The 10,372-nt window shown below is 67.3% G+C and carries 12 protein-coding genes; 1 reads left to right on the top strand and 11 read right to left on the bottom strand.

Features of this window, described 5'->3' with window-relative positions; translation table 11 throughout:
* From AC1DY5_RS27800 to AC1DY5_RS27785, 4 genes are all read right to left on the bottom strand, one after another.
* Window positions 1–969: 3-hydroxyacyl-CoA dehydrogenase family protein (locus AC1DY5_RS27800; RefSeq protein ID WP_478116635.1), on the bottom strand; the 969-nt coding region annotated here is incomplete at its 3' end.
* A gap of 33 nt (window positions 970–1,002) precedes the next feature.
* Window positions 1,003–1,446: a DUF2147 domain-containing protein gene (locus AC1DY5_RS27795; RefSeq protein ID WP_478116633.1), complete on the bottom strand. Its 444-nt coding sequence runs from the start codon at window positions 1,444–1,446 to the stop codon at window positions 1,003–1,005.
* A gap of 5 nt (window positions 1,447–1,451) precedes the next feature.
* Window positions 1,452–3,248, bottom strand: a complete 1,797-nt coding sequence (locus AC1DY5_RS27790; RefSeq protein WP_478116631.1) for an acyl-CoA dehydrogenase C-terminal domain-containing protein — start codon at window positions 3,246–3,248, stop codon at window positions 1,452–1,454.
* A 56-nt stretch (window positions 3,249–3,304) separates the two neighbouring features.
* Window positions 3,305–3,988 (bottom strand): TetR/AcrR family transcriptional regulator, encoded by a 684-nt coding sequence (locus AC1DY5_RS27785; protein ID WP_478116629.1) that lies wholly within the window; start codon window positions 3,986–3,988, stop codon window positions 3,305–3,307.
* 221 nt (window positions 3,989–4,209) lie between these two features.
* On the opposite strand from AC1DY5_RS27785, the gene AC1DY5_RS27780 reads away from it, so the two are divergent.
* On the top strand, window positions 4,210–5,079 hold the full coding sequence (locus AC1DY5_RS27780) for a hypothetical protein (protein ID WP_478116627.1): 870 nt from the start codon (window positions 4,210–4,212) through the stop codon (window positions 5,077–5,079).
* Between the two features lie 10 nt (window positions 5,080–5,089).
* Here AC1DY5_RS27780 and AC1DY5_RS27775 read toward each other — a convergent pair whose 3' ends face one another.
* The 7 genes from AC1DY5_RS27775 to AC1DY5_RS27745 form a co-directional block, all read right to left on the bottom strand.
* Entirely contained in the window at window positions 5,090–5,890 is an 801-nt protein-coding gene (locus AC1DY5_RS27775; RefSeq protein ID WP_478116625.1) for a crotonase/enoyl-CoA hydratase family protein, read from the bottom strand.
* Between the two features lie 31 nt (window positions 5,891–5,921).
* Complete coding sequence (locus AC1DY5_RS27770; RefSeq protein WP_478116624.1) at window positions 5,922–6,929, bottom strand: aldo/keto reductase; 1,008 nt, start codon at window positions 6,927–6,929, stop codon at window positions 5,922–5,924.
* A gap of 8 nt (window positions 6,930–6,937) precedes the next feature.
* Window positions 6,938–7,894, bottom strand: a complete 957-nt coding sequence (locus AC1DY5_RS27765; RefSeq protein ID WP_478116622.1) for a Gfo/Idh/MocA family oxidoreductase — start codon at window positions 7,892–7,894, stop codon at window positions 6,938–6,940.
* Window positions 7,891–8,745, bottom strand: coding sequence for a class III extradiol dioxygenase subunit beta (locus tag AC1DY5_RS27760; protein ID WP_478116620.1), 855 nt, complete (start codon window positions 8,743–8,745; stop codon window positions 7,891–7,893). Before AC1DY5_RS27760 ends, AC1DY5_RS27765 begins: the two co-directional genes overlap by 4 nt.
* A 1-nt stretch (window position 8,746) precedes the next feature.
* Window positions 8,747–9,187 (bottom strand): protocatechuate 4,5-dioxygenase subunit alpha, encoded by a 441-nt coding sequence (ligA, locus tag AC1DY5_RS27755; protein ID WP_478116618.1) that lies wholly within the window; start codon window positions 9,185–9,187, stop codon window positions 8,747–8,749.
* Window positions 9,187–10,104 (bottom strand): amidohydrolase family protein, encoded by a 918-nt coding sequence (locus AC1DY5_RS27750; RefSeq protein WP_478116616.1) that lies wholly within the window; start codon window positions 10,102–10,104, stop codon window positions 9,187–9,189. Before AC1DY5_RS27750 ends, ligA begins: the two co-directional genes overlap by 1 nt.
* Before the next feature lie 4 nt (window positions 10,105–10,108).
* Window positions 10,109–10,372 (bottom strand): tripartite tricarboxylate transporter substrate-binding protein (locus AC1DY5_RS27745; RefSeq protein ID WP_478116615.1); only part of this gene is annotated, 264 nt, incomplete at its 5' end.

Here is a 10,372-nt window from a genome sequence, read left to right as displayed (position 1 = left end):
GCCATAGACCTCGTCGGCCTTGTCGCCCGAGGGCACGTACTCGCCCTTGGCCAGGTCGAAGCGCAGGATGTCGCGCCCGGCCTTCTTGAAGAAGCCGGCCTTGGTCTTCTGGCCCAGGTTGCCGAGCTCGAGCAGCTTGGCGAGCACCGGCGGCGTCGCGAAGTTGGCATAGAACGGATCGCTCTTCTCGTCGAGGTTGTCCTGCAGCGTCTTGATCACGTGGGCCATCGTGTCGAGGCCCACCACGTCGGCGGTGCGGAAGGTGCCCGAGCTCGCGCGTCCGAGCTTCTTGCCCGTGAGGTCGTCGACCACGTCGGGCGTCAGGCCGAACTTCTCGACTTCCTTCAGGGTCGCCAGCATGCCGGCGATGCCAACGCGGTTGGCGATGAAGTTGGGCGTGTCGTGCGCGCGCACCACGCCCTTGCCGAGCGCGCTGGTGACGAAGGTCTCAAGCTGGTCGAGCACTTCGGTTTCGGTGGTCGGCGTGTTGATCAGCTCGAGCAGGAACATGTAGCGCGGCGGGTTGAAGAAGTGGATGCCGCAGAAGCGCGGTTTGAGCGCCTCGGGCAGTGCTTCACTGAGCTTGGTGATCGACAGGCCCGAAGTGTTCGAGGCCAGGATCGCATGCTTGGCGACATGCGGCGCGATCTTCTTGTAGAGGTCGAGCTTCCAGTCCATGCGCTCGGCGATCGCCTCGATCACGAGGTCGCATTCGCCGAGCTTGGCCAGGTCGTCTTCGTAGTTCGCCTGCTCGATCAGGCCTGCATCGGCGACGTCGGCCAGCGGCGCGGGCTTGAGCTTCTTGAGGTTGTCGATGGCGCGCGTGACGATGCCGTTCTTCGGCCCTTCCTTGGCCGGAAGGTCGAACAGCACGACCGGCACGCGCACGTTGACGAGGTGGGCCGCGACCTGCGCGCCCATCACGCCGGCGCCGAGCACGGCGACCTTTTTCACTTGGAATCTGGACATGATGATTTGCTTCTTGATGCGGAACGCGCGCGGCTACTGCACGCGGCTCCAGGTTTGGGTACGCCAGAAGGGGCCGAGGTAGCCGCGCACCTCGAGCTTCCGGCCGCCGTCGATCGGCGTGAAGCTGGCGCGGTATTCCTTGCCGTTCTCGGGGTCGAGGATCTTGCCGCCTTCCCAGACTTCCTTGCCCTCGGCCTTCTTGCCGCCGCGGATGATCTCCAGCCCTGCGATCGGCTTGCCCTTGCGCTCGTCGGTGCACTCGTCGCAGGCCGCATCGGGCTTGGCGTCCTTGCGCAAGGTCTTCTCGATGCGGCCGGCCAGCGCGCCTCCCGATTCGGCGATGCGGATCTCGGCCTTGGCCTCGCCGCTCTTGTCGTCGATGCTGCGCCAGACGCCCACGGGGGTCATCTGCGCCATGGCCGAGGCGGCCGAGGCCGCGAAGGCGACCGCTGCAAGGGTTGGGAAAAGCGCATTCATGGCGTTCAGGCCAGCGCGGCGTCGGTGTTCATCAACGGGGCGCTGCCGGCGCGCGCGGTGCGCATCAGCGTCGCGGTCTCGGGGAACAGCTTGGCGAAGTAGAAGCGCGCGGTCTGCAGCTTGGCGACATAGAACGGGTCACTGTTACCGTCCGCGATCTCGCGCAGCGCGGTGCGCGCCATCAGCGCGAACATGTAGCCGAAGACGAAGTGGCCCGCGACACGCAGGTAGTCGACCGCAGCGGCGCCGACTTCATCGGGGTTCTGGAAGCCCTTGAAGCCGATCTCGGTCGTGAATTTGGTGAGCTGCTCGCCGAGCACCGCCACCGGCGTGATGAACTCGCTCATCTTCTCGTTGACGCCCTCTTCCTCGACCAGCTTGCCCACCAGCTTGCCGAACTTCTTCAGCGTCGCGCCGTTGTTGCCCAGCACCTTGCGGCCCAGCAGATCCAGCGACTGGATCGTGTTGGTGCCTTCGTAGATCATGTTGATGCGGTTGTCGCGCACGAACTGCTCCATGCCCCATTCCTTGACGAAGCCGTGGCCGCCGAAGACCTGCATGCAGGCGTTGGTCGAGATGTGGCCGTTGTCGGTCAGGAAGGCCTTGACGATTGGCGTCAGCAGCGCCACCACCTCGCCCGAATCCTTGCGCACCTTCTCGTCGGGGTGGTTGTGCTCCTTGTCGAGCAGGAGCGTGCAGAAGATCGCCAGGGCCCGGCCGCCTTCGGCGTAGGCCTTGGCGGTCATCAGCATCTTGCGCACGTCGGGGTGGACGATGATCGGGTCGGCGTCCTTGTCCTTGGCCTTGACGCCCGACAGCGAGCGCATCTGGGTGCGGTCCTTGGCGTAGGCCAGCGCATTCTGGAAGGCCACCTCGGTCAGGCCCAGCGACTGGTTACCGACGCCCAGGCGGGCCGCGTTCATCATCACGAACATCGCCGCCAGGCCCTTGTTCGGCTGTCCGACCATCGTGCCGCTGGCGCCCTCGATCACGATCTGCGCGGTGGCGTTGCCGTGGATGCCCATCTTGTGCTCGAGGCCGCCGCAATAGATTGCGTTGCGGCTGCCGAGCGAGCCGTCGGCGTTGACGTTGAACTTCGGCACCACGAACAGGCTGATGCCCTTGCTGCCCTTGGGCGCGTCCGGCAGGCGTGCCAGCACCAGGTGGATGATGTTCGACGTCATGTCGTGCTCGCCGGCCGAGATGAAGATCTTGTTGCCGGTGATCTTGTAGCTGCCGTCGGCTTGCGGTTCGGCCTTGGTGCGCAGCAGGCCGAGGTCGGTGCCGCAGTGCGGCTCGGTCAGGCACATGGTGCCGGTCCATTCGCCCGAGGTGAGCTTGGGCAGGTAGGTCTTCTTCTGCTCGTCGGTGCCGTGCGCGGCCAGCGCCTCGTAGGCGCCGTGCGAGAGGCCCGGGTACATCGTCCAGGCCTGGTTGGCCGAGTTGAGCATCTCGTAGACGCACTGGTTCACCGCATAGGGCAGGCCCTGGCCACCGTAGGCCGGGTCGCAGGACAGCGCCGCCCAGCCGCCTTCGATGAACTTGGCGTAGGCATCCTTGAAGCCCTTGGGCGTCTTCACCTCGTGCGTGGTCTTGTCGAGCACGCAGCCTTCTTCATCGCCGCTGATGTTGAGCGGGAAGGTGACCTCGGAGGCGAACTTGCCACCTTCTTCGAGGATCGCGTTGATGGTGTCGGCATCGACCTCGGCATGCTTGGGCATCTCCTTGAGTTCTTCGGTGATGTTGAGCACTTCGTGCATCACGAACTGCATGTCGCGCAGAGGCGGGGTGTAGGCGGGCATGGAAGGGTCTCCGGGAAATGGTAAGGAACGAAAAGAGGGAAGCGAACCGCGCGCGATCAGCGAGCGGTCTTCAAGCGGCGCGGCGCCGGTGCGGGCGCGCCGAGCAATGTGTCGGTCGCGCCGCAGCGGCGCAGGATGTTGTCGAAGCCCACATTGGCACGCGCCAGCGAATCGGGCGAGCGCAGGAAGCGGGCCTCGTAGTGCAGTGCGAGGATCAGAGCGTGGATCTCGAACGCGATCTGCTTGGCGTCGGCGTCCTGGCTCAGGTGGCCCTCGGTCTGGGCCTGCAGCACGGCGCGGTACATCGCGGCCAGCCAGGTGTTGACCGAGTCGGCCAGCGCGTCGCGCACCGGGCCGGTGCGGTCGTCGAATTCGACCGCGCCGCTGATGTAGATGCAGCCGGAGTCGATTTCGGCCGAGGTGCGCTTCATCCAGTTGGCAAACATCGCGCGCAGGCGCGGCAAGCCGCGTGGCGCCTTCAGCGCCGGGTAGAACACCTCGTGCTCGAAGCGCGCGTGATACTCGCGGATCACCGAGATCTGCAGTTCCTCGCGCGAGCCGAAGTGCGCGAAAACGCCCGACTTGCTCATCTTCGTGACCTCGGCGAGGGCGCCGATCGACAGGCCCTCGAGGCCGATCTGAGCCGCCAGGCTGAGCGCCGCGTCGATGATGACGGCCTTGGTCTGCTGGCCCTTGGCGGGCAGGCGGGAAGGCTTGGCTGAAACGGCGGTGTGGGGCATCAGGGAGGGCGACGGGAATAAAACGAACGGTCGTGCTATTTTGCAGGAGATCGACGGCTTCCCAAAGCGAAAAGACCCGCTGTGCTAGTGGGTCTTTCATGGAGTTTGGTCAGATGCCCCCGGCTGGCATCGACACCGCGCGTAGGAGTCGTCCGACATACAGCGCCGCGCAGCCGTGCAGAGTAGAGCCTTGTGTCTGTCGTCCAGGGGAGCAAGAGGCCATGTCAGTCGTATGCAATGTCTGCGGAAGCGCCAATCGCCCGAAGGCGAAGTACTGCGTGGGCTGCGCGCATCCACTGCCCGGATTCACGCCCACGGGGCCCGGCGCGCTCGATGCCGTCATGGCGGTCCGCCCCGCCTCCGACGCGACGCCGCGCGGCGCTGTCGGCGCGCGCGCCGGCGCCGAGGTTCCAGTGCTTCCGGCGGAAACGGCCGCCTTCTGGCTGAAGGCCGGCGTTGTCGGTCTCGCAATGATCCTGGGCTTCGCGGCCTGGTGCTTCCATGTTACGCACAAGCCCGGCGCGCCGCCGCTGCGAGAGCAGATCCTGTCCCTGGTAATGCCGGAGTCCCTGAAACCCAGGGCCCTCCCGGCAGCCACGGTGCCGTCGACCGCAGCTGCGTCTGCCGACGAGGTGCAAGAGGCCCCGCCTGCCACGCTTCGAATCACTCCGACCGTGCAGAGCGCGGCCACGCGGGCCGAGCCGCAGCCGGCCCGGCGCCCGACCCCGCCGCTGGCAGATGCGCCCCGGCCGATCGCACACGCCAGAACGGCGCCCGCCTCGTCACGCAGGAACCTGCCCGATACGCCGCCACCGGCCGCCACCGAGAGCCCCATCGCCCGCACCACGCCGGATCCCGGCCCGCCGATCGCTGCCGGTCCCGGTCCCCTGTACGACCGAGGGCAGGCGCCGTTGCAGCGATTCGCCGATTCCGGCCCCCCGGTCGTGCCGGGGCCCGGACCGCTTTACAACTTCTCGCGCGCGCCCGTGCGGGCGCCTTTCGGCCCGAGCGGCAACGATCCGGGTCCGCCGCTGGCGGCGGGGCCGGGACCGCAGTTCGACTATTCAGCGCGTTCGGCCACCACCCGGTAGCGCGGCACCGTCAAGCAGGCGTATCGGGCAGGTTCTTGAAGCTGCCGTGGCGCCCCTCGCCACCGACGAAACGCGCAGCACCCGCAACGGCTTCCTCGAGCGCCACCGGGACACCCTGAGCGCCTTCGGCGCGCAACGCCTGGGCCAATGGCAGGTCCCACTGGCCGTAAGCAGACGCGCGATCGGCCAGCATGCATCGCTGAGGGAAGGCCGCGATCTCGCGTGCCAGCTCCTCGGCCGCTTGGCGGGCGCTGCCGGGCTCGACCCCGCGGTTGGCGAGGCCCATCGCCAAGGCTTCCTCGGCGCCGACCGGTCGGCCGGTCAGGATCATGTCGAGCGCGCGGCCCATGCCGACGATGCGCGGCAGCCGCACCGTGCCGCCGTCGATCAGCGGCACGCCCCAGCGGCGGCAGAAGACGCCGAACACGGCGTCGCGCTCCATCACCCGCAGGTCGGCCAGCAGTGCGAGTTCGAGCCCGCCCGCGACGGCATAGCCGCTGACCGCGGCGACCAGCGGCTTGGACAGCGCCATGCGGCTCGGGCCCATCGGCCCGCTGCCGCCGCCCTCGGGATCGAGCTCGTGGCGGCGCGCGGGATCGGCCAGCGCACGGAGGTCGGCACCGGCGCAGAAGTGGCCGCCGGCCCCCCACAGCACCGCCACCTGCAACGCATCGTCGGCCTCGAAGTCCTCGAAGGCGCGCCGCAGCGCCGCCGCCATCGGGCCATCGACCGCGTTGCGAACGGACGGACGATCCAGGACGATCGTGCAGACGGGTCCGTCGATCTCGGTCCTGACGAATGAACTCAACATGGCGTGACTCCTTGCGGCCAGGCCGCCGCCGTCAATCCTCGAAGACTTCGGTATCCACCTCGGCGCTGCTCTGGACGCCGTAGCGCGCGCCGCTCACGGTGCGCTGGTTGATCAGCGCATCGACCCGCGCGAACAGCTCGGGCGCCAGCTGCACCTGCTCGGCCTGCAGGTCTTCTTGCAGGTGGTCAAGTTGCGTCGTCCCGGGGATCGGGATGATGTGCTCGCCACGCGCCAGCAGCCAGGCCAGCGCCAGTTGCGCCGGCGTGCAGCCGGCCTCTTTCGCCAGCGCGGTATAGGCCGGCAGCAGTTCGAGGTTGCGCGCATAGTTCTCGGGCGAGAAGCGAGGCATCGCGCGACGGATGTCCTTGGCGTCGAGCGTCGACACGTCGTGCAGCACGTCGCACRGGAAGCCGCGCGCCAGCGGGCTGAAGGCGACCAGCGCCGCGCCCAGCTCGCGGCAGGCCTGCAGCACGGCGATCTCGGTGTTGCGGCTCCAGAGCGAATACTCGTTCTGCACCGCGGCGATTGGATGCACCGCGTGCGCGCGGCGCAAGGTGGCGGCCGAGACCTCGGACAAGCCCAGCGCGCGCACCTTGCCTTCCTCGACCAGCCGCGACATCTCGCCGACCGAGTCCTCGATCGGCACCGACTTGTCCCAGCGGTGCAGGTAGTAGAGGTCGATGACCTCTGTCTGCAGCCGCCGCAGGCTGTCCTCGCAGTTGCGGCGCAAGGTGGCGGGCTTGCCGTCGATCACCCGGCGCACCGTGCCGTCGTCGCCGGGCACGCCCCCCATGCCGCCCTTGCTGGCCAAGGTGAAGGCGCTGCGGTGCGGCTTCAGCACCCGCCCGACCAGCTTCTCGTTGGCACCGAAGCCGTAGAGCGCAGCGGTGTCGAACAGCGTCACGCCGGCATCGAGCGCCGCCAGTAGCAGCCGCTCGCCCTGCTCCACCGACGGCGGCACGCCGTAGGCATGGCTCAGGTTCATACAGCCGAGGCCGATGGCGCTGACCGAGAAGGGGCCGAGTTGTCGCTTGTGCATGACGCGGCTCAGCTCTGCAGCTGCTTCTCCAGCTGCTGCAGCACCTGGTAGCAAGGCAGCACCTGCGCCACGCTCGAGTTGGGTTCGCGGCCCTCGCGGATCGCGGCGAAGAACTCGCGGTCCTGCAGCTCGATGCCGTTCATTGACACGTCGACCTTCGAGACGTCGATCGGCTCTTCCTTGCCGTTGAACAGGTCGTCGTAGCGCGCGATGTAGGTGCCGGTGTCGCCGATGTAGCGGAAGAAGGTGCCCAGCGGCCCGTCGTTGTTGAACGACAGCGACAGCGTGCAGATCGCACCGTTGGCGGCCTGCAGCTGGATCGACATGTCCATCGCGATGCCCAGCGTCGGGTGGATCGGGCCCTGCACCGCATTGGCCTTCACGATCGGGCTGCCGGCCTGGTAGGCGAACAGGTCGACCGTGTGGGCCGCGTGGTGCCACAGCAGGTGGTCGGTCCAGCTGCGCGGCTGGCCCAGCGCGTTCATGTTGGTGCGGCGGAAGAAGTAGGTCTGCACATCCATCTGCTGGATGTTGAACTCGCCGGCCACGATCTTCTTGTGCACCCACTGGTGGCTCGGATTGAAGCGGCGCGTGTGGCCGCACATCGCGACCAGCCCGGTTTCCTTCTGCAGGTCGGCGACGGCCTGCGCATCCTTCAGCGAATCGGCCAACGGGATCTCGACCTGCACGTGCTTGCCGGCTTTCAGCGCGGCGATGCTCTGCGAGGCGTGCATCTGCGTCGGCGTGCAGAGGATCACGGCGTCGACTTCCTTCAGCGCCAGCGAGTCGGCGAGTTCGGTCGTGACATGGCCGATACCGTACTTGGCGGCCACTTCGCGCGTCTTGTCGAGCTCGCGGCTGACCAGCGAGACGACTTCGACGCCGTCGATGTTCTTGATGCCGTCGAGGTGCTTGATGCCGAAGGCGCCGGCACCGGCAAGGGCGACTTTGATGGTCTTGGTCATTGGTTCTCCAGGATGAGATGGCCCACGGCCGTGTTGGACGCGGGAACGTGGAAGAAGCGGTGTGCCACCTTCGGCGGCTTGCCGCCGGCGACGTCGGCCATCGCGCCGCGGGCGATCAGCCACATCACGAGCTCGATGCCTTCGGAGCCGGCCTCGCGCACGTACTCGATGTGCGGCACCTTCGAGAGTCCGTCGGGATCGGCGATCAGGCGGTCGAGGAACTTGTTGTCCCACTCGGCGTTGATCAGGCCGGCGCGCGGCCCCTGCAGCTGGTGGCTCATGCCGCCGGTGCCCCAGATCTGGACGGTGAGATCTTCGTCGTAGGACTCGATCGCGCGGCGGATCGCCTGGCCCAGCATGAAGCAGCGCCGTCCGCTCGGCACCGGGTACTGCACCACGTTGACCGCGAACGGGATCACCGGGCAGGGCCAGGCGCCGGGCTGGCCGCACATCAGCGACAGCGGCACCGTGAGGCCATGGTCGACGTCCATCTTGTTGACGATCGTGAGGTCGAAGTCCTGCTGGATCACGCTCTGCGCGATGTGCGCGGCCAGCGGCGCATGGCCGATGACGGTCGGCACGGGACGCGGGCCCCAGCCTTCGTCGGCCGGCTGGTATGAATCGGCGGTGCCGATCGCGAAGGTCGGGATCATGTCCAGGCTGAAGGCCGTGGCATGGTCGTTGTAGACCAGGAAGACGACGTCGGGCTTGTTGCCCTTCATCCATTGCTTGGAGAAGTCGTAGCCCGCGAACAGCGGCTGCCAGTAGGGCTCGTTCGACTTGCCGAGGTCGAGCGCGGCGCCGATGGCGGGCACGTGCGAGGTGTAGACGGATGCGGTGATTCGGGCCATGTCAGCTCTCTTTCTTGCCGGCGGCGCCCTGGGGCTGCCGGTTCGGTTGCGCGTCGCCGTCCTCGCCGAGGCGGCGGTTGCCTTCGACCGAACGGCCGCCCTTGATCATCATGTCGCGGTATTCCTCTTCGGTCATGCCGGTCATGCTGCCGGCCATCTGCTGGAAGCTCTTGCCGTCGGTGGCGCCGATCTTGGCCAGGAAGTAGATGTTGCCGCCGAGCTGGATGCAGCGGTTGAGGTCGCGCGACAGCACGGCCCGCTTCTGCTCCTCGGTCATCGGCCACTCGTCGAGGTAGGCCCGCTCGTCGGCCTTGAAGCGCTCGCGGTTGGCGGCCTTCATGAGCGACATGCAGAACTGGTTCAGGTGGTAGCCGAGGCGCGATTGCTCGGCATCGAAGATGGTCGTGCCGGGCACGTCCTTGTAGGGTTTCTCGAGCGACATTACTTCAGCTCCGGCCAGTACAGGCGCGTCGGGTTGTCGACCAGCAGCTTGTGCTGCAGTTCGGCCGTCGTCGCGATCTGCGGAATGAAATCGACCAGCAGGCCATCGTCGGGCATGTGGTCCTTGAGGTTCGGGTGCGGCCAGTCGGTACCCCACAGCACGCGGTCCGGGAAGCTCTCGACCACCTTGCGGGCGAAGGGCACGACGTCCTGGTAGGCCGCCTGCTCGCCGTTCAGCGCCTTCGGGCCGGTCAGCGACAGCCGTTCGGGGCAGCTGACTTTGCTCCAGACGTTGGTGTGCTCGCGCATGAACTTGAGGAACAGCTCGAACTCGGGGCCGTCGATCGGCTTGCTGACATCGGGGCGGCCCATGTGGTCGACCACCACCGTGGTCGGCAGCGCAGTGAAGAAGTCCCACAGCTCGGGCAGGTCGACCGCCTCGAAGTAGATCACCACGTGCCAGCCCAGCGGCGCGATGCGGTTGGCGATCTCGAGCAGCTCGTCCTTGGGCGTGAAGTCGACCAGCCGCTTGACGAAATTGAAGCGCACGCCGCGCACGCCGGCGTCGTGCAGTTCCTTCAGCTCGGCGTCGCTGATGCTGCGTTTCACCGTGGCGATGCCCTTGGCGCGGCCGTTGGCGGCCTTCAGCGCATCGACCATCGCGCGGTTGTCGGCGCCGTGGCAGGTGGCCTGCACGACCACGTTCTTGTCGAAGCTGAGATGGTCGCGCAGGGCGAACAGCTGGGCCTTCGAGGCGTCGCAGGGCGTGTACTTGCGCTCGGGGGCGAACGGGAACTGGTCGCCCGGGCCGAACACGTGGCAGTGCGCATCGACGCTGCCGGGCGGCACCTTGAAGCGGGGCTTCGAGGGGCCGGCATACCAGTCGAGCCAGCCGGGGGTCTTGGTGAATTGAGTCATGGCGTCAGTCCAGGGTGATGCTGGCCTTGCGGATCACGTCGCCGAAGCGCTGCGTCTCGGCCTTGGCGAACTGGTTGAATTGGTCGCGCGTCTGCGGGAAGGGTTCGTAGCCGAAGCTCTTGAACTTCTCGAGCACGTCGGGGCTGGCGAGCGCGGCCTCGATGTCCTTCTTGATCTTGTCGGTGACCGCCGGCGTCAGGCCCGGCGGCACCGCGATCGCGTTCCAGCCCGTGACCTCGAAGCCCTTGGGTCCGCCTGATTCACCCAC

The organism is Variovorax sp. P4_D9, assembly GCF_056401695.1.
The sequence above is the reverse complement of the archived record's forward strand: the minus strand, read 5'-3'. Positions and strand labels throughout refer to the sequence as shown.

Bases quoted from the DNA above. Each gene is read 5' to 3' on its own strand.
- AC1DY5_RS27760 (WP_478116620.1), bottom strand. From the start codon at position 8,745: ATGGCCCGAATCACCGCATCCGTCTACACCTCGCACGTGCCCGCCATC.
- ligA (WP_478116618.1), bottom strand. From the start codon at position 9,187: ATGTCGCTCGAGAAACCCTACAAGGACGTGCCCGGCACGACCATCTTC.
- AC1DY5_RS27795 (WP_478116633.1), bottom strand. From the start codon at position 1,446: ATGAATGCGCTTTTCCCAACCCTTGCAGCGGTCGCCTTCGCGGCCTCG.
- AC1DY5_RS27790 (WP_478116631.1), bottom strand. From the start codon at position 3,248: ATGCCCGCCTACACCCCGCCTCTGCGCGACATGCAGTTCGTGATGCAC.
- AC1DY5_RS27765 (WP_478116622.1), bottom strand. From the start codon at position 7,894: ATGACCAAGACCATCAAAGTCGCCCTTGCCGGTGCCGGCGCCTTCGGC.
- AC1DY5_RS27750 (WP_478116616.1), bottom strand. From the start codon at position 10,104: ATGACTCAATTCACCAAGACCCCCGGCTGGCTCGACTGGTATGCCGGC.
- AC1DY5_RS27785 (WP_478116629.1), bottom strand. From the start codon at position 3,988: ATGCCCCACACCGCCGTTTCAGCCAAGCCTTCCCGCCTGCCCGCCAAG.
- AC1DY5_RS27780 (WP_478116627.1), top strand. From the start codon at position 4,210: ATGTCAGTCGTATGCAATGTCTGCGGAAGCGCCAATCGCCCGAAGGCG.
- AC1DY5_RS27775 (WP_478116625.1), bottom strand. From the start codon at position 5,890: ATGTTGAGTTCATTCGTCAGGACCGAGATCGACGGACCCGTCTGCACG.